Consider the following 19,994-nt stretch of genomic DNA (forward strand, 5'->3'; position numbering starts at 1 on the left):
GCTGCCCCATAGCTATGTTATGCGCTTGCACGATCCAAGGGCCTTTGCGCGCGATCTTTGGCCTCGAGTTGCGACAATGTCGCAAAAAGCGCCTCGGATCGGCTGAAACGCGCCTGTCTGCGGGCGGCGGCCTCGACCAGAAATGCCACCTCGGGCACGGGCGGCGCATGCAGCACCGCCGATTTCGGCACCACGGCCGAGACGCCCGAGCGCAGCAGCGACAGCCCCAGCCAGCCCAGCTTTTGCCGCCCCGTGGTGCGCGCCCGCGCCGAGATGCTGTCATAGCCCTGCCGCGCCACCGCGCCGCCGATGCCCGCATAGACATGGCGCGCGGCATAAATCCCCGGACGGCAGCCCAAGGGCAAGGCCGCAACGCCGGCCTCAGAGCGCAGATAAAGCGCATCCGCCTCTTGCAGCAACCGCCGCGTCAGCCGCCGGCTGCGCGGGTCTGACACCGGATTGCCCAGCAGATCGGCGGGGCTCATCGCCTCGGCCTCCAGCCATTGCAGCGGCAAATACAGCCGCCCTGCCCGCGCATCCTCGCCAATATCGCGCGCGATATTGGTCAGCTGCATCGCCAAGCCCAAATCGCAAGCCCGCGCCAGCGCATCCGCACAGCGCACCCGCATCAGCACGCACATCATCGCGCCCACCGCACTTGCAACCCGCGCACAATAGCCGTGCAGATCCGACAGGGTGTCATAGCGCCGCCCGCAGGCATCCCAAGCAAGCCCTTCAAGCAAGGCATCCGGCAGGGCGCGCGGCATCTCGAAATCTTCAACCACGGCAGCAAAAGCGCGGTCGGCGGCGGCATTGCGCGGACGGCCTTGATAGACCAGATCCAGCCTGTCGCGCAGCCCCAGCACCGCAGGCGCTTTGTCGTCGCTGTCATCGACCGCATCGTCGGCCAAGCGGCAAAAGGCATAAAGCGCCAGCGCCGGATCGCGCACCCGTGCGGGCAAAAGCTTGGAGGCCGCATGAAACGACAGCGAACCTGTGCGGATCGCATCGCGGCAATGGGCAAGATCAGCGGGCGCGATCATTCTGCGGCCAGCCTTTGGCGGCGGCCCAAAGGTGCATCCGGCACCAATTTGCCCAAAACCTCGGCCGAAGCCACAACCCCCGGCAAGCCCGCACCGGGATGGGTTCCCGCCCCAACCAGATAAAGCCCCTTCGCCTCTTCCGAGACATTATGCGGGCGAAACCACGCCGATTGCAAAATCCGCGGCTCGATGGAAAAGCCACTGCCATAGGGCGAAAGGTAACGGGTTTCAAAACTGTTGGGGGTAAAGACCAACTGCTCGCTCAGATGATCGCCCAAGCCCGGCAACAGCCGTGCCTCCAGCATCGCCTGCATCTTTTGGCGGTAGGGCTCGGCCTCGGTCTCCCAATCGGTGCTGCCGATGCCCAGATGCGGCACGGGCGAGAGCGCGTAAAACGTGTCATCCCCCGCAGGCGCTGCCGAAGGGTCGGTGACGGTAGGCCGGTGGACATAAAGGCTCATGTCATCAGCCAGACGCCCCCGGATAAAGATATCGCGGATATGCTCTTTGTATCTTGGCCCCACCAGAATGCTGTGATGGCCAACATCGGGCCATTTCAGCTTGGTGCCCTTGGTGCCAAAATACCAAACGAACAGCCCCATCGACCAGCGTTTGCGTGCAAGCTTTGCCTTGGTCCAGCGGGTTTTGGGCTGATTGCGCAAAAGCCGGTCATAGGTATGACCCGCATCGGCGTTCGAGACCACAACATCGGCGGCCAAAACCTCGCCCCCCAGCAGCCGCACGCCTTTGGCACGACCGTTTTCGATCAAAATCTCGTCGACCTCGGCGTTCAGCCGCAACTGCCCGCCCTGTGCCACAATCACCCCCGCCATCGCCACGGCAATCGCGCCAACCCCGCCCATGGCGTAATGCACGCCAAAGGATTTCTCGAGATGGCTGACCAGAATATACATCGAGGTGACATGAAACGGATCGCCGCCGATAAACAGCGGGTGGAACGACAGCGCAAAGCGCAGGCGTTCGTCTTTCACCCGCGAGGCCGCATGGGCATAGACCGACCGATCCGCGCGCAGCATCGCAAAGGTTGGCAGCACCTTCAGCAGATCGACAAAGCGGTGCATCGAGCGGCGGCCCAGATCTTCAAAGCCGAACCAATAGCGTTTTTCACTGTCGCGCAGGAATTTGTCATAGCCCGCCAGATCGCCGGGCGACAGCCGTGCCACCTCGGCCCGCATCGCTTCGTCCGATTGGCGGGCGGTAAAGTGCGAGCCGTCTTCAAAGCGAATCTCGTAAAACGGGTCCAGCGCGCGCAGATCGACATCGCGGTCAAACTCGCGGCCACAATCGGCCCAAAGCTCGCGCAAGCCCTGCGGCACGGTGACAATCGTTGGCCCCAGATCAAAGCGATGCCCGCCTTGGCTGATCGAAGATCCGCGCCCACCCGGCATATCAAGCCGGTCTACCACGGTCACGCGGTAGCCCTTGGCGCCGAGGCGCATCGCTGCGGCCAAACCGCCAAGCCCTGCACCAATCACAATCGCCTCGCCCCCCAAAGAGGCTGGCTGCGGCGTCGAAAGGGGTTGAGTCTGAATCACCATAGCCTCACGATATACTGTCTAGTTTAATTTACAACACTTGCCTTTGTGCTGCATAATTTTAACACTCCACCTTGAATTGCCGCAAAAAACTGTCAGACTATTGTGACAGATCAAGGAGAGGCCGCCATCAATACCGCATCACTCAGCCTGTTTCGCTTTGCCTCGCTGCCCGCGCGGCTTTGGGTGCTTGGGCAAATGGGCGCGGCGCGGCTGGCCTTTATGCGGATGCCAGAGGTCGGATTTTACAAGCTTTGCGGCTCGGGCACCGGCGAAGGCTTTACGCCGCGCCCCAATACGGCCGTCTGGGCGATCCTTGCAACCTGGCCCGATGCGGCCACCGCACGCGATAGGCTGCAAAACGCCGCCGTGTTTCAACGCTGGCGGGCGAAATCCAGCGAAAGCTGGACGGTGCTGCTGGAGCCGACCTCGGCGCGCGGCAAATGGGCGGGCGTGGCGCCGTTTAGCCCGACTGGGGCCGCAGCCGATGGCCCTATCGTTGCGCTGACCCGCGCCAGCATGCGCGCCTCGCGGTTCTTGCGGTTTTGGCAGCGCGTGCCCGATATCTCGGCGGTGATCGGCCAAGACCCCAATGTGATCTTCAAAATCGGCATCGGCGAAGTGCCCTTGCTGCATCAGGTGACCTTTTCCATCTGGCCCGATGCCGCCAGCATGGCCAATTTCGCGCGTGGCGATGGCCCGCATGGCCGCGCCATTGCCGCCGTGCGCGCCGAGAATTGGTTTTCCGAAGAACTCTACGCCCGCTTTCGCATTCTGGATGAATGGGGAAGCTGGGACGGCAAATATCCCATCGCTCCAAAGGACGCCGCATGAGCCAGCCCTTCCCGTTTTCTGCAATCGTTGGCCAAGAGGCAATGAAACAAGCCATGGTGCTGACCGCCATCGACCCCGGCATCGGCGGCGTGCTGGTGTTTGGCGATCGCGGCACCGGCAAATCGACCGCTGTGCGGGCGCTGGCCGCGCTTTTGCCTGAAATCACCGCCGTTGAAGGCTGCCCAGTCAATTCGGCCCGCCCTGAAGATGTGCCCGCATGGGCAGGCACAGGGCTGCGCAAATTGGTGCAGCGCCCGACGCCGGTGATTGATCTGCCGCTGGGGGCCACCGAAGACCGCGTTGTGGGGGCCTTGGACATTGAACGCGCGCTGACACGCGGCGAAAAGGCCTTTGAGCCGGGGCTGCTTGCGCGCGCCAATCGCGGCTATCTTTACATCGACGAGGTCAACCTGCTGGAAGATCACATCGTCGATCTTTTGCTGGATGTGGCGCAATCGGGCGAAAACGTGGTTGAACGCGAAGGCCTGTCGATCCGCCACCCCGCGCGCTTTGTGCTGGTGGGCTCTGGCAACCCCGAAGAGGGCGAGCTGCGCCCGCAACTGCTGGACCGCTTTGGCCTTTCGGTCGAGGTGCGCTCGCCGCGCGATGTTGAAACCCGCGTCGAGGTGATGCGCCGCCGCGACGCTTATGAAAACGACACCGCCGCCTTTATGAAGAAATGGCGCGCCAAGGACAGCGCCCTGCGCAAAGCGATTTTGGCGGCAAGGGCAGCGCTTGGTGGGCTGAAAACGCCCAATACCGTGCTGCATGATTGCGCCTCGCTGTGTATCGCCCTTGGCTCGGACGGCCTGCGCGGCGAGCTGACACTTTTGCGCGCAGCCCGCGCGCAGGCGGCCTATGAGGGGGCTGCAACCGTCAGCCGCAGCCATCTGAAAACCGTGGCCACCAGCACCCTGTCGCACCGCTTGCGCCGCGATCCGCTGGATGAGGCAGGTTCGGGCGCGCGTGTCGCCCGTATCCTTGCCGAAACCCTGCCGTGAGCCAGCCGCTGTCGCCATGGGCACGGGTGCAAACAGCGCTTGCGGTGCTGGCAGTGGACCCTGCGGGCGTCAAGGGGCTGTGGCTGCGGGCGCGGGCCTCAGATCTGCGCGCGCGTGTCACCGCAGCGCTGCCGCCTGCGCGCCGCCTGCATCCCAGCATTGACGACGCCTCGCTGTTTGGCGGCGTCGATCTGGCCGCGACCCTTGCTGCGGGCCACCTGATCCGCAGCAAAGGGCTTTTGGCCGATCCGACGCCGCTGCTGTTGACCATGGCCGAGAGGTCGCCGGCCGGGCTGTCGGCACGGCTGGCGCTGTGGCTCGACACCCAAGGCCCCTGCCTGATTGCGCTGGACGAAGGCGCAGACCCCGATGAAGGCCTGCCCGCAGCGCTTGCCGATCGGCTGGGGTTGTTTCTGGACCTATCAGATCTGGCATGGTCTGACACCGAAGGCCTAAGCTTTGAGGCAGGCGAAATTGCCGCCGCCCGCGCGCGGCTTGCGGCCGTGCGCCTGCCGGATAAGGCCTTGGAAAGCCTGACAAAGGTTGCTTTTGCTATGGGCATCCCTTCGCTGCGCGCGCCGCGGCTTGCGATCTGTGCGGCCCGCGCGCTGGCGGCTTGGCGCGGCGAAGATATAGCCTCGGACGACACCCTGCGCCATGCGGCCGAACTGGTGCTGGCTCATCGCGGCGATCTGCCCGCCGAAGCCCCCGAAGCCGAGCCCGAACAAGCCCCGCCACCACCACCGCCCGAAGGCGAGGCCGGCGAAGACAGCCCGCCCGAACCGCAAGAAGACCGCCTGCCCGAGGATGTCTTGCTCGAGGCCATTCGCGCCGCCCTGCCCGCTGATCTTTTGGCGCAACTGGCCGCAGGCAAGGCCGCCCGCAGCGCCAAGGGCAGCGGCACCGGGGCTGCGCGCAAGGGCAACCATCGCGGCCGCCCGCTGCCGCCGCTTGCCGGAACGCCGGGTGCGGGCAAGCGCATCGACCTTGTCGCCACCCTGCGCGCCGCAGCGCCTTGGCAACCGCTGCGCCGCCGCGAGGCGGGCTCGGCGCGGCTGGAAATCCGCAAATCCGATCTGCGGATCAAACGCTATCAACAAAGCTCGGACCGGGTGCTGATCTTTGCGGTGGATGCTTCGGGCTCTTCGGCCTTTGCGCGGCTGGCCGAGGCCAAGGGGGCGGTCGAATTGCTGCTGGCGCAGGCCTATGCGCGGCGCGATCATGTCGCGCTGATCGCCTTTCGCGGCCAAAGCGCCGAGCTGATCTTGCCGCCGACGCGCTCTTTGGTGCAAACCAAGCGGCGGCTGGCGGGGCTGCCGGGGGGCGGTGGCACGCCCTTGGCCGCAGGGCTGCGCATGGCCTTTGATCTGGCGCAACAGGCCCGCGCGCGCGGCATGACGCCCACGGTGGCGCTGCTGACCGATGGGCGCGGCAATATCGCCCTTGATGGGCGCGCAGACCGCGCGCAGGCCGAGGCGGACAGCCTGCAAATCGCCCGCGCGCTGCGCTTGCAAGGCCTGCCCGCGCTGGTGATCGACATTGCCAACCGCCCACAACCGGCGCTGCGCCAGATGGCTTTGGTGCTGGATGCGCCCTATCTGCCGCTGCCGCGCGCCGATGCGCAGCGGCTGTCTGGCGTGCTGCAAGCCGCCTTGGGGGGCTGAATGCGGGCGCTGGCGATCCCTCCTGACTGGCCGTTTCGCAGCGCCTCGCGCCATATCGCCTGCCGTCCGCATCTGTGGCATGTGCAAGATCTGGGCGCGGGACCACTGCTGTTGTTGATCCATGGCGCGGGCGGGGCCAGCCACAGCTTTCGCCATCTGATCCCACTGCTGACGGCCTCGCATCGGGTGATTGCGGTGGATCTGCCCGGTCAGGGTTTTAGCGTGCTGGGTGCGAAATCTCGCTGTGGTTTGAACCACATGGCCGACGATCTTAAAGCGCTGTGCGAACAAGAAGGCTGGCAACCGCAGGTCATTATCGGCCATTCGGCGGGGGCGGCACTGGCGCTGCGATTGGCCGAGATCATGCCGCTGCGCGCAGTGGTTGGGCTGAACGCGGCCTTGGGCAATTTCGAAGGTGCTGCGGGGCTGTTCTATCCGATCATGGCGCGGCTTTTGGCGATGACGCCGCTGATCGCACAGCTGTTCAGCAAAATCGCGGGCACGCCTGCGCAGACGCATCAGCTGTTGCTGGCCACTGGATCGCGGATCGAGCCTGCGGGCGAGGCGCAATATCTGCGGCTGTTGCGCATGCCCAGCCATGTTGCGGCAACTTTGGCGATGATGGCGCAATGGCAGCTGGATGGCCTGCTGACAGCACTGCCGCGGCAAAAGCTGCCGGTCTTGCTGATCAGCTCGGCGGGGGATCGCGCGGTGCCGGCCTCGGTCTCGCAAGCCGCAGCCAAAGCGCTGCCAAATGCGCGCTGGGTCAACCTGCCCCGCTTTGGCCATCTGCTGCACGAAGAGGCGGCCGAAAAAGTAGCACCGCTGATCTTTGACTTTCTGGCGCTAAGCGACCCCGCAGCCTAGCTTTGAAACAGCGGAAAGCTGACGCCCAAGGCCCAAGCCAGCACCAAACCCAGTGCCAGCCCCGCAGCCATGGGCCCGCTGCGGCGCGACACCTCGCGCCCCATGCTGCCAAAGACCAGATAGAACAGCACCATCACCGGCGCGATCAGCAAGAGGAAAAACAGCCCCTTGAAATCCAGCGCCACCGCCAACCCCAGCGAGGCCAAAAACCCCGCCCGCACCGCAAAGCGCCGCGCCAGCCCCGCTTGCGCTGTCAGTGCACAATCAGCCAGCATATAGGGCACAGCGCCCAGACTGAGCACCGCAATGATCCAAAGCCGGCCCGTGGTGGGCCAAAAGTTCGCCGCATAGCGGTCCAGCCCCAAACCAAAGACCGCGCACCAGCCCAGCAACAGCGCCAAGCCCGCCCAATTCAGCCGCAGATCCAGCAGCCGCCAAAGCGCCAGCATCGCCAGTTGCAGCAAACCATAGAGAAACAGATGCAGCCCCAGATAATCGGCCACCAGCACCGGCAGCACCTGCGGATCAACCCATACCGCAATCGGCGGCGCAATCAGCGCCGGTAAAATCAGCAAAGCCGCCATTTGCCGACCGCTTGGCGCCAGCACCGCGCGGCTTTGCAGAGCCAGCAAGGCCGCAATCGGGCGAAACAGCAGCACCAGCCCCGCCAGCAGCCCCAAGATCGCCCAGCCCGTTGGCACAATCGCCGGACTTGCGCTGCGGCCATAGGCAAGGTTCAGCCAAGAAACCGCCTCGGCCCGCGCGCGGCGGCTGTGCAAGACCGAGACATGTTCGCTAAAGGGCGCCGCCACCGCGCGGCGGATCACATCGCCGCTTTGCGCCGTGCTGCCTTCGGGCGCATCCGCTGCGACCATGCGCAAGGCACGCAGGCCAAAGTCGCGCAAACCCGGCTCCCAAGCGCCTGCGACCAGCAAAAGATTGGCCGGATAACGCGCGGTCATCTCGTTGGAAAAGGCTGAAATCAGCACCATCGGGCCGATGTCGCTGCGCCCCTTGGCGGCGCGCAGCAAGATATCGGTCGCCATCGAATGGCCCAGCAAAGCAACCTGCCCGGTGCTTGGCGACACCGCATCAATCACCGCACGGGTTTGATCGACCAACAGCCGCGTGGTGCCATCCACCGACGTCACATCCCCCGACATCGGCGTTGGATTGCGGCCATGGCCCAGAAATTCAAACACAAACACCCGATACCCCGCCTGCGCCAGCGGCAGCGCATAGCCCTGCATCATCTGCTGCGATCCGGCAAAGCCGTGCGCCACCACCACCACAGGGCCATCCGCGCCGCGCTGCGCATATTCGGTGACAGGGGTTTGCCCGACCTGAAAGCTGCCGATCTGCACGCCCCAGCGGGCATATTCCAGCACAGCAAGCGACAGGGCAATCAAAACACTCGCAACAATCGCTCGCAGCATAACCCCGCCTTATCTTGCGCCCCCAGCCTTATCTTGCACCGTAGTATAGCCCAACAACATGCTCGGCTTGGGCGAAAAACAACCAGCGTACCATCAAAGCGCCGATCAGATGCAGCAGCGCCGCCACCGCAAAGCCCCATACCGCCAGCCCCGACAGCGCCAGCACCAGCGCCGGCAGCGGCCCCACCAGCACCAAGGACAGCCCGCGCAGCTTGGCCGCATGTTTGCGCCCCACCACATAGATCATCTCGCGCAGCAGGTAGTTGCCTGCGGTATGGCCACGCTCGAACACCGAAATCTCGCCCTGCAAGCCAGTGGCGGTATTCATGCTTTGGCCTGCGCGCGCGAATTGCCCATCGCCAATCCGCCAAACCAGCAGCAACAGCGCCACCAGCCCCGCCAGCAAGACCTGCGCCACCGCAAGCCCCGCCAGCACCGCCCCCCCCGTCAGCGCAAAGGCCAAAAACACCAGCGGCGTGCTCCAATGATGCCAGCGCGGCACGGCTTTGATTTGGGTGTAGATCATCGCGGTGGTAAAGACCGTCACCAGTGCCAGCACCGCCCCCAGACAGCCAAAGCCGCGCCAAAGCCCCAAGCCCAGCCAATCTGACAGCGCCATCGGTGCCAGCAGCAACAGGGTCGCCACCGAGGCCCAAGCCTCGCGGCTGAGCCAGCTTGTGCGCCATTGGCTAAAGGCCTTCAGCGCGTTCTTGGGGTTGCCCAAGTGAAAGCTCGCCGCCAAAAGCCCAATCACTGCAAGACCATAGCCCAAACCCCACCACAAAAAGGCGATCCAGCCAGCGGCCTGCACAAAGCCAAAGCCCAAAAACGCCAGCAGCCCAAAGCCCATGCCCGAGAAAACCGAAAAGAGTATAACCGAAGGTGCCGGATGCATCAGATTTTCCCCAAAACACGGTCAAGCCAGCCGGCAAAGCCGCTGGCCTGAATGTCCAACAATGGTGCCAGAACGCTGGCCTCGTGACGCAAATCCTTTTTGCGCGGTGGCAAATAGCGGTTCACGGGCTTGGTGCCCAGATCGGGCATCAGCGCATAGCCATCGCGCGCCGCAGTCAGTTTGCTGACCTTGCTGTCAGGGTCAGCGAAATCGCCAAAATGCCGCGCGCCGGTCGGACAGCCGCGCACGCAGGCCGGTTCGCGGTCTTCCTCGGGCAGGTTTTCGTTATAGATGCGGTCAACGCAAAGCGTGCATTTCTTCATCACCCCCGCCGCCTGATCCAGCTCGCGCGCGCCGTAAGGACAGGCCCAAGCGCAAAGCCCGCAGCCGATACAGGCATCTTCATTGACCAAAACGATGCCATCCTCGGCGCGTTTATAGCTGGCCCCGGTGGGGCAAACCGTCACGCAAGGTGCGTCTTCGCAGTGCAGGCAACTGCGCGGGAAGTTGACGATTTGTGCTTCACCATCAGGGGGTTGCACCTCGAAGCTGTGAACGCGGTTTAGGAAGGTTCCCGACGGATCGGCGCCGTAAGGCTGCTGATCAGACAGGCCCGCGCCCTGATCGTTCCAGCCCTTGCAGGCGGTCACGCAGGCCTGACAGCCGACGCAGGTGTCCAGATCAATCACCAGCCCCAGTTTCTTGGCGGTGGTCTGCGGCAAAGCGGTCATAGCCGGTCTCCTCCTTGTGGCACAGCGCGCGGGATGGCGCCGAAGGCGGGCTCGGCTTCATCGCGCGGCCCGACGCGTTCGATTTTAACCTTCAGATCAAACCAAGCCGCCTGACCGGTGACAGGATCGGAATTAGACTTGCGCCGCCCATCGCCCTGATCGGGCAGCAGCTCTGAAATCAGATGGTTCAGCAAGAACCCCTCGGTCGCCTCGGGCGCGTCTTCGTCCAAGGCCCAAGCGCCCTTGCGCTTGCCAATGGCGTTCCATGTCCAAACGGTGTGTTCGTTCAGCGCCGCCATATGCGCCACCGGCACCACGATCGTGCCATTGCGCGAGCTGACACGGGCGTAATCGCCGGCCTGAAAGCCGTTGCTTTGCCAAACCTTGGTCGGCAGATACAGATAGTTCATCCCCCTGATCTGGCGCAGCCAAGCGTTCTGCGAGCCCCAGGAATGATACATATCCATCGGCCGCTGGGTCAGCGCATGCAGCGGATAGTCAGGCTCGGGGGCCGGTTCATACCAGATCGGCAGCGGGTCCATGGTTTGCATCAAGCCCGCGCGCAGATGGTCTGGCGGCTGATGCGCACCCAAGCCCTCGCCCGCCATCTGAAAGCGGCGCAGTGGTTCGGACCAGATGGTGAAAAGATAGGGCTGCGGCGTCTCGTAAAGCGAGGTTTCCACCGCCCAATCTTGATAACGCGCGTTCCAGGGTTTGTAAAAGCTGGCCTCGGGCGGGATATGCGCCTGATAAAAGCCACCGTTTTCGATATAGCGGTTGATCTGATCGGGGTTGGCGTCGCCGCGCCCCTCGGCACTGCCATCGCCGCGAAAACCGATCAGCGGCCCCACCCCCGGCCTGCGGATGTGGTTGACGATGTAATCGGCGTAATCCTTGAACTTTGGCGAGCCATCTTCCTTGACCATGGGCGCAAGTCCCAGCCGCGCGCCCAGATCCAGCAGCACCGATTGGAACGGGCGCACATCGCGGTCAGGCTCGACCACCGGCCAGCGGATGCTGTCGCCCGCCGCATCAGGTTCTGAAATCGGGCGATCCAGCAGGCTGATGCAATCATGGCGTTCCAGATAGGTGGTGTCAGGCAAGATCAGATCGGCATAGGCCACCATTTCAGAGGCATAGGCATCCGAATAGATAATGCGCGGAATGACATAGTCGCCGTCTTCGGTCTTATCGGTCAGCATCTGCATCACGGCCGCCGAATTCATCGAGGAATTCCACGCCATATTCGCCATATAAAGCAACAGCGTGTCGATCTTATAGGGATCGCCGGCATGGGCGTTGGGGATCAGCATATGCATCAGGCCATGCGCCGAAAGCGGGTTTTCCCAAGTAAAGGCCTTGTCGATCCGCGCAGGCGACCCGTCGGGCAAAAGCGCCAGATTTTCCGGCCCGCGCACATAGCCCAGATGCGGGCCAGACAGCGGCTTACCGGGCGCGCTGGTGAAATGCGGGGTGGGATGGGCCTCGACCGGTTTGGGGTATGGCGGCTTAAGGCGGTAGCCGCCGGGCACCTCGACCGTGCCCAGCACGATCTGCAACAGATGCAATGCGCGCGCGGTTTGAAAGCCGTTGGCATGGGCGGAAATCCCGCGCATGGCGTGAAAGCTGACCGGACGGCCGGTCATTGTCGCATGGGCATTGCCGCGAAAATCGGTCCAAGGCTGGTCAATCTCGATGGCTTGGTTAAAGGCAACATCGGCGAGTTCTGCGGCCAAAGACCGGATGCGGGCGGCGGGAATGCCGCAGCGCTCAGCCACCGCCTCGGGGGCATATTCGGGCGACAGATAGCGTTCGGCCATATGCTGAAACACCGTGCGGTGGCCCTGATAGACAGCCCCCAGATCGGGCTGCACGCCCAAACCATCCCAAGGCGCGGGCGCGCCTGTGCGCTTGTCGATCACAAAGGACTGGCTTTCGGCGTTCTTCAGGATCAGGCCCTTTTCCGGCCCGTCTTCGATCACCAACAAAGGCGCGTTGGTGAATTGCGCAAGATAGTCCAGATCAATCTTGCCCGCCTGCAACAGGCAATGGATCAAGGACAGGATCAACAGCCCGTCGGTGCCCGGCGTGATGCCATACCAATCATCGGCCACCGCATTGTAGCCGGTGCGAATGGGGTTGATCCCCACCACCTTGGCGCCGCGCTCTTTCAGCTTGCCCAGACCGATCTTGATCGGGTTGCTGTCGTGATCTTCGGCAACGCCGAACAGCACGAACATCTTGGTGCGCTCCCAATCGGGCTGGCCAAATTCCCAAAACGCGCCGCCAATGGTATAGATGCCCCCCGCCGCCATATTCACCGAACAAAAGCCGCCGTGGGCTGCGTAATTTGGCGTGCCGAACGCCTGCGCCCACCAGCCCGTCAGGCTTTGGCTTTGATCGCGGCCGGTGAAAAAGGCGAATTTCTCGGGCGCTGTTTCGCGCAAAGGCTTCATCCAGCTGACCGCAAGCGCCAAGGCCTCGTCCCAAGAGATTTCTTCAAACGCGCCAGAGCCGCGCGGCCCGACACGGCGCAGCGGCGCACGCAACCGGCTTGGCGCCTTGACCTGCATGATCCCCGAAGCCCCCTTGGCGCAAAGCACGCCCTTGTTCACCGGATGATCGCGATTGCCTTCGATATAAGACACGCTGCCCGATTTCAGGTGCACATTGATGCCGCAGCGGCAGGCACACATATAGCAGGTGGTGCGGCGCACCTCGTCCGAGACCTTGGGCGAGAGGTTAATCTTAGGTTGCATGGTCATGTCGTCCCTCCTGCGCGCGCTTTGCGGCCTTCGATTACTTTGTCGTCCTATCGCGGCAATGACTTGCCTTGATGCGACGCTTTTGGCGTTCAACCGCCGATATCGCCCTGTGCAAGTGCCACCGATTTCAGCACCGCAAACACCTCTTGCCCCACCGCCAGCCCAAGCGCTGCCACCGAGCGTTGGGTGATGCGCGCAAGCAGGCGTTCTTCGCCCAAGGCCAGCGTCAAGATCGCCCCCGGCCCCTCGCCCAGCCGCAGCGCCTCGATCCGCACCGGCAGCACGTTCAGCGCCGAGATGCCTTGCGGGGCCTGCAACGCAATCATCACATCCTGCGCCGGGATCCGCAGCCGCAACAGCGCGCCAAGGCTGGCGGCAACCCTTGGCAAGAACACCGGCCCCGCCGCAGTTTCCAGCCGCGACAGCCCGTCGTCTTCCTGCGCCACCAGCCGCGCCGTGATCAGCGATCCGGCCGCGCGCAGCCCCAAGACATTGGCCAAGGACGGGTCCGACAGCACCTCGGCGGTGGCGCCACTGCGGCGCAGACGGCCTGCCTCGACCACCAGCATCGTGGTGGCCAGCCGCGCCACCTCGGCCAGCGCGTGGCTGACGTAAAGGATCGGCAACCCCGCCTCGTCACGCAGGCGTTCCAGATAGGGCAATATCTCGGCCTTGCGCGGCGCATCCAGCGCCGACAGCGGTTCGTCCATCAACAAGATCTGCGGATTGCTCAGCAGCGCGCGCCCGATCGCCACGCGTTGCTTTTCGCCGCCAGACAGATGCAAGGGCGCGCGCGCCAGTAGCGGTTCTAACCCCAAAAGCGCCACCACACGGTCAAAATCGCGCCCTGCTTTGGGGCGAAACCAGCTGCCATATTTCAGGTTACGCTGCACGGTCATATGCGGGAAAAGCCGTGCCTCTTGAAAGACATAGCCTACGTTGCGCAGATGGGTTGGCAAGGTCGAAATCTCGACCCCGTCCAAAGTCACTTGCGCATAATCTGTCTGCAAAAGCCCCGCCACCGCGTTGATAATGCTGGTCTTTCCAGCACCTGACCTGCCAAAGATCGCCGTCAGGCCTTTGGGGGCGGTAAAGGCGACATCCAGATCAAATCCGGCAAAGCGGTGCTTAAGGCTGACATCAAGCATGGCTGGCCCCGATCCGCCGCGACAGGCTGCGCGCCAAAAGCTCGGAGGCGATCAGCGCGCCCATCGCAAGCACCACCGAAACCGCAACCATCCGTGCGGCCACTGCGTCTTGGCCGGGCACCTGTAGCGCCGCATAGATCGCCGACGGCAGGGTCTGCGTCTCGCCCGGTATGGCCGAAACAAAGGTGATCGTCGCGCCAAATTCGCCCAGCGCCTTGGCAAAGCCCAAGATCGCCCCCGCAAGCACCCCCGGCAGCGCCAAGGGCAGCGTCACCGTCACAAAGACCCAAATCCCCGAAGCCCCCAGCGTGCGCGCCGCAGCCTCAAGCCGCAGATCGACCGCCTCGATCGACAGGCGGATCGCGCGCACCATCAAGGGAAAGCCCATCACCGCCGCCGCCAGCGCAGCCCCCGTCCAGCGAAAGGAAAACACAATGCCGATGTCGGCCAAGGCGGGGCCAAAGAGGCCGCGCCGGCCAAAGGCCAGCAGCAGCACATAGCCCGTCACCACCGGCGGCAAGATCAGCGGCAGATGCACCAGACCGTTCAGCAGCTGTTTGCCCCAAAAATCGCGCCGCGCCAGCAGCCAAGCCACCGCTACCGCCAAAGGCAGGCTGCACAGCATCGCCCAAAATGCCACCCAAAGCGACAGGCGCACGGCTTGCCAGCCCTCTGGCGACAGCCACTCAGCCATAAGAAAGCCCTGTGATTTCAGTGCGCATAGCATCCCCCTGCGCAAACCCTAGCCCATGTGAGCGCGCGAACAAGACCTAAAGCCCCCGCGCCATCAAAGCCTGCGCCTCGATGGCAATGCTGCGCTCTTCCTCGGCGGCCACCACATAGGCCGGCACCTGCCCCGCCCAAGCCAGCCCCTGCAAGATCTGGGCCCGCATCTCGGCATCATTCTCGCCAATGCCGCCGGTAAAGGCGATGGCATCCAAGCCGCCCATCGCGGCCATCATGCTGCCGGCATGGCGCTGCACCCAATAGGCGAAATGCGCGCGGGCAAAGCCGGCCTCGGGCGTGCCTGCGGCTTGCAGCGCGCGCATGTCACTGCTGCCGCCAAGCCCCAGCAGACCACTTTCGCGGTTCAAAATCCGGGTCGCACCGTCAATGCCGTGCAGCTCGGCCAGCCGCAACACCGCATTGCCATCAATGCTGCCCGAACGTGTGCCCATCGTCAGCCCCTCCAGCGGCGAATAGCCCATGGTGGTGGCCACGGAAACGCCGTCCACCATGGCGCAAAGCGAAGCGCCATTGCCCAGATGCAGCCCAAGCAACCGCTTTGGCAGGCCCGCGGGCACAGTCGCGCGCAGATGCCGCACCAGCCCCGCATAGCTGATGCCGTGAAAGCCATAGCGCCTGATGCCGCGCGCGCGCTCGGCTGTGGGCAGGGCATAGGCCAGCGCCACCTCGGGGTTGCTGGCGTGAAACCCGGTGTCAAAGCTCGCATATTGCGGCAGATCGGGCAGCAGCTTTGCCATCGCGCGGATGCCGACCAAATTCGCCGGATTGTGCAAAGGCGCCAGCGGCACGCAGGCCTCGATCGCGGCGATTGTTGCATCCGTCAGGCGACAGGGCGCGGTCAGCCCCGCCCCGCCATGCACCACGCGGTGCGCCGCAGCCTTCAGCCCTGCGCCAAAGCCATCGGCCAGAAACCCCGCCAAAGCCGCTTCATGCCCTTGCGCCCCAATCTCGGAGGCAAGCCCGCGCCGCAGCTCGATATCGCCCTCAAACAACGAGACCTTAACCGAAGACGAACCCGCATTGACCACCAATAGCATCTAGATCACCGCCTTTATCAGCCCCGCCAAAGCCAGCGCGCCCAGCAGCAGAATGGCAAAGCGGCGGAACTCTTGCGGATCGGTTTTAAAGAAATGCCGCCCGCCCAGCCAATTGCCGAAAATCACCATCGGCAGGGTCAGCAGACTGGCCCAAAGCGTATCCCAACTGACCAGACCGCTCAGGAAATACAAAGGCGCGCCGTAAAGGTCGAGCAGTGGGAAATAGGCGACCAGACTGGCGCGAAACACCGCCACCGGCATCGGTTGGGCGGCAAAAAACGCAGCCACCGGCAAGCCCCCCATCCCCGGCGCATTGGCCAGCCCCGAGATCACGCCGGCGGCCAGATTGCCCGCCCCCGTCACCTCGGCGCGAAACCGCCAGCCCGCCAGCAAAATCGCACACATCACCAGCACATAGCCCGAGATCACCCCGCGCGCGACCGGCAGCGGCACCGAAGTCAGCGCCCATAGCCCCAAGGGCATGCCCAGCGCCGCGCCCGCCAGCAGAAACTTTACCCGGTGCCAATCGACATCGCCGCCAATGCCGCGCCAAGCCTGCGCCGTCATCACCATCTCGCATAGCACCACAACCGCCACAAAATGCAGCGGGCTTGTCACCAAGCCCGAAGCCGTGATCACCATGGCCGAAAAGCCAAAGCCAGAATAGCCGCGCACAAAGGCTGAAACCACAACGACGACGGCCATATAGGCCGCCGCCGCAAAGCTCAGATCAAAGGGCAGGTTCATACCCGCTGTGGAACCATATCCGCCGCCGAGATCCCCGCCACCGCGACAGGTTTCTTCATCGCATCGCGGCGGAAAGGCTCGCCCAGCTCTTGGTTGATCATCGCTTCAATCAGCGTGGTCTTGCCCGCCTTCTGGTCAACAATCGCTTGACGCAGCGCATCGGTCAGCTCTTCCATTGTGCGCGCCACCACGCCTTGCAAACCGCAAGCCTTGGCAATGCCCGCATAAGACACCTGCTGATCCAATTCGGTGCCGACAAAATTGTCCTCATACCACAGGGTCGAATTGCGCTTCTCGGCCCCCCATTGATAGTTGCGAAACACCACTTGGGTGATCGCAGGCCATTCGCCGCGCCCGATTGCGGTCAGCTCTGTCACCGCGATGCCAAAGGCGCCGTCACCCGAAAACCCCACCACCGGCACATCGGGGCAGCCGATCTTGGCACCCACCACCGCAGGCAAGCCGTAGCCACAAGGCCCAAACAGCCCCGGCGCCAGATATTTCCGTCCCGCCTCAAAGGTCGGATAGGCATTGCCGATCGCACAGTTGTTGCCAATATCGCTCGAGATAATCGCCTCTTTCGGCAGCGCGGCCTGAATGGCGCGCCAAGCCATCCGCGGGCTCATCCACTCGGGCTTATCAGCCCGCGCGCGCTGGTTCCAAGTGGTGCCAACGTCGTCCTCTTCGTGGTCCATGCTCGACAAAGCCTGCGCCCAAGCCGATTTGGTTTGTGCGATCTTGGCCTTGCGGGCCTCGCGCCCAGCCTCGCCCGCCTGCGCCGAAAGATGGGCAAGCAGCGCCTCGGCCACCTTGCGCGCATCGCCCACAATGCCAACCGAGACCTTCTTGGTCAGGCCAATCCGGTCGGGGTTGATATCAACCTGAATGATCTTGGCGGTCTTCGGCCAGTAATCCAGACCATAGCCCGGCAGGGTCGAAAACGGATTCAACCGCGTGCCCAGACATAAAACCACATCAGCCTGCGCAATCAGCTCCATCGCCGCCTTGCTGCCATTATAGCCCAAAGGCCCCGCAAACAGCGGATGGCTGCCCGGAAAGGCGTCATTGTGCTGATAGCCCACACAAACCGGCGCCTCCAACCGCTCGGCCAGCGCCATGCTGGCAGCAATCGCCCCGCCCAAAACCACGCCCGCACCATTCAAGATCACCGGAAACTTGGCGTTTGACAGCAGATCCGCCGCCGCCACAATCGCCGCCTCGCCGCCTGCAGGGCGCTCGAACTCCACCATCGCCGGCAGATCAATGTCGATCACTTGCGTCCAATAATCGCGCGGCATGTTGATCTGCACCGGCGCCGACATCCGCTTGGCGTTCAAGATGCAGCGGTTCAACACCTCGGCCACCCGGCTCGGATCGCGCACCTCTTCTTGATAGGCCACCATATCCTTGAACAGCGCCATCTGCTCGACCTCTTGAAAGCCGCCCATGCCAATGGTCTTATTCGCCGCCTGCGGCGTCACAAGCAGCAACGGCGTGTGGTTCCAATAAGCCGTCTTCACCGCAGTGACAAAATTGGTAATCCCCGGCCCGTTTTGCGCGATCATCATCGACATCTTGCCAGAGGCACGGGTATAGCCATCCGCCATCATCCCGCCCGAGCCCTCATGCGCGCAATCCCAAAAGGTAATCCCCGCGCGCGGAAACAGATCCGAGATCGGCATAAAGGCCGAACCGATAATGCCAAAGGCATGTTCAATCCCGTGCATCTGCAGCACTTTGATAAAAGCTTCTTCCGTGGTCATCCGCATCGCAATCTCTCCTCTGGCATCGCGCCTTACCCCGATGTTATGCCGCCACCGAAAACCGCCTTAGGGCCAGACATAAAACCCCGATAGCGCCAGAACCGGCTTTCATCTTGGCACAAATATCCCGGGGTGCGGGGCAGCGCCCCGCTGGCCTACAGGTTGCGCGCTCAGGCCCGCCGAATAGCTGCCGCGATGCGCGCAATGCCTTCGGGGATCTTCGCAGGCGAGATCGAGGAATAGCCCAGCCGGTAGAAATTCTTCGGCGCCTGCTGCGGGTCGAAAAACACCCGCCCCGGCTCGATCAGCACGCCCTCGCCGCGCAGCGCTTCGGCCAGCACCTCGGTGTCCACCCCCGCAGGCGCGCGCATCCAGAAACTCGAACCGCCAAAGCCGCCCTGCCCTGCCACCACCAGCCCCGTCTCGCGGATCGCCTCTTCCATCACCTGCCTGCGCCGCCGGTAGGCGTTGCGCATGCGGTTGATCAGCGCGTCATAATGGCCAAGGCTTAGAAAATAGGCCACCGTGCGCTGAATATGCCCAGGCGGATGGCGCAGCATCATCAGCCGCAAGGCACGCGCCTCGCGGATAAAGCTTGCAGGCCCCACCAGATAGCCAAGCCGCATCCCCGGAAACACGCTTTTCGAAAACGACCCCGCATAGACCACCCGCCCCTCGCTGTCCAAAGACTTCAGCGCCGGCGAAACGGGTTTAAGAAACGACATCTCGAATTCGTAGTCATCCTCGACAATCACAAAGCCCTCGCGCCCTGCCGCCTCCAGCAGCGCCAAGCGCCGCTCCAGCGGCATCGTCGCATTGGTCGGGCATTGGTGGCTGGCGGTGGTAAAGACCACATCGACGCCCTTGGGCACCGCATCAGGCGGCAACCCATCAGCATCGACATCGACCGAGATCACCTCTGCCCCCGAAGGCGCCAAAATCCCGCGCAGGCCCGAATAGCCGGGATTTTCCACCACCGCCCGCCGCCCCTGCCCCAAAAGCGCGGTCGCGGTGATCCAAAGCCCGTTCTGCGCCCCCATGGTCAGCAAAACCTCATCCTCGCGCGCGGCAATCCCGCGCCGTGGCAGGATCGAGCGAAGCAGATGCTCGATCAACAACGGATCATCACGGTCATACATATCGCTGGTCAGCGCAGCAAAATCCTTGCGCCCCAAGGCGCGCAGCGCGCAAAGCCGCCAGTTTTGGTGATCAAACAGGCTTGGGTCCGCCTGACCATAGATGAAGGGAAAATCGTAATTGTCCCAATCCAACGGCCGCTTCACGGTTTCAAAGCCCGAATAGCGCCCCCCCGTCAGCCGCGCGAAATCGGCCCCCTCGGCACGCGGCGCGCGGGCGGGCAATTCCGGCGCGCGCGGCGCGTTTTCCGAGATGAAATAGCCCGAGCGTCCCTTGGCCGACAGATAATCGGCGCTGACCAATTCGGCATAGGCCAGCGTCACGGTGATGCGGCTGATGCCCAGATGTTCGGCCAAGCCGCGCGACGAGGGCATCTTTTGCCCGGCGCGAAACCGCCCCGACAGCACGCTTTCGGTCACCATCTGGCGGATGCGTTGTTGCAGCGTGCCGCGTGCGGCGGCAGGTAGGACAAAGGCTTCGGCGGGGATCGACATTCTGGCCTCGTTTGGCTGGCCTCATTTGGCTGATCAGCTGGACTTATAGGCGGCTGAGGCTGCGGGAATGTCAAGCCCCGGCCGATAGCGCTTGGCGCCATGAAAAAACCGCCGCAGCCAAGGGCGCAC

The 19,994-nt window shown here is 63.6% G+C and carries 16 protein-coding genes; 4 read left to right on the forward strand and 12 right to left on the reverse strand.

The features are described from left to right. Positions 1 to 17 precede the first annotated feature (17 nt). The gene (gene crtB, locus V7Q10_RS07410) at positions 18 to 1,043 is read right to left on the reverse strand and encodes a 15-cis-phytoene synthase (protein ID WP_333868431.1); all 1,026 of its coding nucleotides are present in this window, start codon (positions 1,041 to 1,043) and stop codon (positions 18 to 20) included. Further along, positions 1,040 to 2,602: a phytoene desaturase gene (locus V7Q10_RS07415; protein ID WP_333868432.1), complete on the reverse strand. Its 1,563-nt coding sequence runs from the start codon at positions 2,600 to 2,602 to the stop codon at positions 1,040 to 1,042. Before V7Q10_RS07415 ends, crtB begins: the two co-directional genes overlap by 4 nt. Before the next feature lie 102 nt (positions 2,603 to 2,704). Between V7Q10_RS07415 and crtA the strand changes: the two genes are divergently transcribed. The 4 genes from crtA to bchO are packed head-to-tail and all read left to right on the forward strand — an operon-like array spanning position 2,705 to position 6,965. After that, positions 2,705 to 3,433, forward strand: coding sequence for a spheroidene monooxygenase (gene crtA / locus V7Q10_RS07420; RefSeq protein ID WP_333868433.1), 729 nt, complete (start codon positions 2,705 to 2,707; stop codon positions 3,431 to 3,433). Beyond that, positions 3,430 to 4,434 (forward strand): magnesium chelatase ATPase subunit I, encoded by a 1,005-nt coding sequence (bchI, locus tag V7Q10_RS07425; protein ID WP_333868434.1) that lies wholly within the window; start codon positions 3,430 to 3,432, stop codon positions 4,432 to 4,434. Before crtA ends, bchI begins: the two co-directional genes overlap by 4 nt. After that, positions 4,431 to 6,098: a magnesium chelatase subunit D gene (locus V7Q10_RS07430; RefSeq protein WP_333868435.1), complete on the forward strand. Its 1,668-nt coding sequence runs from the start codon at positions 4,431 to 4,433 to the stop codon at positions 6,096 to 6,098. Before bchI ends, V7Q10_RS07430 begins: the two co-directional genes overlap by 4 nt. After that, positions 6,099 to 6,965, forward strand: a complete 867-nt coding sequence (gene bchO, locus V7Q10_RS07435; protein WP_333868436.1) for an alpha/beta fold hydrolase BchO — start codon at positions 6,099 to 6,101, stop codon at positions 6,963 to 6,965. Here bchO and V7Q10_RS07440 read toward each other — a convergent pair. From V7Q10_RS07440 to pdxR, 10 genes are all read right to left on the reverse strand, one after another. Continuing rightward, positions 6,962 to 8,401, reverse strand: a complete 1,440-nt coding sequence (locus V7Q10_RS07440; RefSeq protein WP_333868437.1) for an alpha/beta hydrolase — start codon at positions 8,399 to 8,401, stop codon at positions 6,962 to 6,964. The two genes, bchO and V7Q10_RS07440, sit on opposite strands and share 4 nt — an antisense overlap. 28 nt (positions 8,402 to 8,429) lie before the next feature. Further along, the gene (locus V7Q10_RS07445) at positions 8,430 to 9,296 is read right to left on the reverse strand and encodes a dimethyl sulfoxide reductase anchor subunit family protein (protein WP_333868438.1); all 867 of its coding nucleotides are present in this window, start codon (positions 9,294 to 9,296) and stop codon (positions 8,430 to 8,432) included. Then, complete coding sequence (locus tag V7Q10_RS07450; RefSeq protein WP_333868439.1) at positions 9,296 to 10,027, reverse strand: 4Fe-4S dicluster domain-containing protein; 732 nt, start codon at positions 10,025 to 10,027, stop codon at positions 9,296 to 9,298. Before V7Q10_RS07450 ends, V7Q10_RS07445 begins: the two co-directional genes overlap by 1 nt. Further along, on the reverse strand, positions 10,024 to 12,792 hold the full coding sequence (locus tag V7Q10_RS07455) for a molybdopterin-dependent oxidoreductase (protein WP_333868440.1): 2,769 nt from the start codon (positions 12,790 to 12,792) through the stop codon (positions 10,024 to 10,026). The genes V7Q10_RS07450 and V7Q10_RS07455 overlap by 4 nt, the downstream gene beginning before the upstream one ends. Before the next feature lie 89 nt (positions 12,793 to 12,881). After that, positions 12,882 to 13,940, reverse strand: coding sequence for a molybdenum ABC transporter ATP-binding protein (gene modC / locus V7Q10_RS07460; RefSeq protein ID WP_333868441.1), 1,059 nt, complete (start codon positions 13,938 to 13,940; stop codon positions 12,882 to 12,884). Then, positions 13,933 to 14,634, reverse strand: coding sequence for a molybdate ABC transporter permease subunit (modB, locus tag V7Q10_RS07465; RefSeq protein ID WP_333868442.1), 702 nt, complete (start codon positions 14,632 to 14,634; stop codon positions 13,933 to 13,935). Before modB ends, modC begins: the two co-directional genes overlap by 8 nt. Before the next feature lie 76 nt (positions 14,635 to 14,710). Then, a complete protein-coding gene (locus V7Q10_RS07470) occupies positions 14,711 to 15,724 on the reverse strand; it encodes an acetate/propionate family kinase (protein WP_333868443.1) in 1,014 nt (337 codons plus the stop codon). After that, entirely contained in the window at positions 15,725 to 16,471 is a 747-nt protein-coding gene (locus V7Q10_RS07475) for a sulfite exporter TauE/SafE family protein (protein ID WP_333868444.1), read from the reverse strand. Further along, positions 16,468 to 18,240, reverse strand: a complete 1,773-nt coding sequence (xsc, locus tag V7Q10_RS07480; protein ID WP_333868445.1) for a sulfoacetaldehyde acetyltransferase — start codon at positions 18,238 to 18,240, stop codon at positions 16,468 to 16,470. Before xsc ends, V7Q10_RS07475 begins: the two co-directional genes overlap by 4 nt. Before the next feature lie 164 nt (positions 18,241 to 18,404). Then, positions 18,405 to 19,865: a MocR-like pyridoxine biosynthesis transcription factor PdxR gene (gene pdxR, locus V7Q10_RS07485; protein WP_333868446.1), complete on the reverse strand. Its 1,461-nt coding sequence runs from the start codon at positions 19,863 to 19,865 to the stop codon at positions 18,405 to 18,407. Positions 19,866 to 19,994 lie beyond the last annotated feature (129 nt).

The organism is Cypionkella sp. (genome assembly GCF_036782355.1).
Taxonomy (GTDB): Bacteria; Pseudomonadota; Alphaproteobacteria; order Rhodobacterales; family Rhodobacteraceae; genus Cypionkella.

Coding starts and splice junctions, on each gene's coding strand:
- crtB (WP_333868431.1), bottom strand. CDS start 1,043: ATGATCGCGCCCGCTGATCTTGCCCATTGCCGCGATGCGATCCGCACA.
- V7Q10_RS07415 (WP_333868432.1), bottom strand. CDS start 2,602: ATGGTGATTCAGACTCAACCCCTTTCGACGCCGCAGCCAGCCTCTTTG.
- bchI (WP_333868434.1), top strand. CDS start 3,430: ATGAGCCAGCCCTTCCCGTTTTCTGCAATCGTTGGCCAAGAGGCAATG.
- bchO (WP_333868436.1), top strand. CDS start 6,099: ATGCGGGCGCTGGCGATCCCTCCTGACTGGCCGTTTCGCAGCGCCTCG.
- V7Q10_RS07440 (WP_333868437.1), bottom strand. CDS start 8,401: ATGCTGCGAGCGATTGTTGCGAGTGTTTTGATTGCCCTGTCGCTTGCT.
- V7Q10_RS07445 (WP_333868438.1), bottom strand. CDS start 9,296: ATGCATCCGGCACCTTCGGTTATACTCTTTTCGGTTTTCTCGGGCATG.
- V7Q10_RS07450 (WP_333868439.1), bottom strand. CDS start 10,027: ATGACCGCTTTGCCGCAGACCACCGCCAAGAAACTGGGGCTGGTGATT.
- V7Q10_RS07455 (WP_333868440.1), bottom strand. CDS start 12,792: ATGACCATGCAACCTAAGATTAACCTCTCGCCCAAGGTCTCGGACGAG.
- modC (WP_333868441.1), bottom strand. CDS start 13,940: ATGCTTGATGTCAGCCTTAAGCACCGCTTTGCCGGATTTGATCTGGAT.
- modB (WP_333868442.1), bottom strand. CDS start 14,634: ATGGCTGAGTGGCTGTCGCCAGAGGGCTGGCAAGCCGTGCGCCTGTCG.
- V7Q10_RS07470 (WP_333868443.1), bottom strand. CDS start 15,724: ATGCTATTGGTGGTCAATGCGGGTTCGTCTTCGGTTAAGGTCTCGTTG.
- V7Q10_RS07475 (WP_333868444.1), bottom strand. CDS start 16,471: ATGAACCTGCCCTTTGATCTGAGCTTTGCGGCGGCGGCCTATATGGCC.
- xsc (WP_333868445.1), bottom strand. CDS start 18,240: ATGCGGATGACCACGGAAGAAGCTTTTATCAAAGTGCTGCAGATGCAC.
- pdxR (WP_333868446.1), bottom strand. CDS start 19,865: ATGTCGATCCCCGCCGAAGCCTTTGTCCTACCTGCCGCCGCACGCGGC.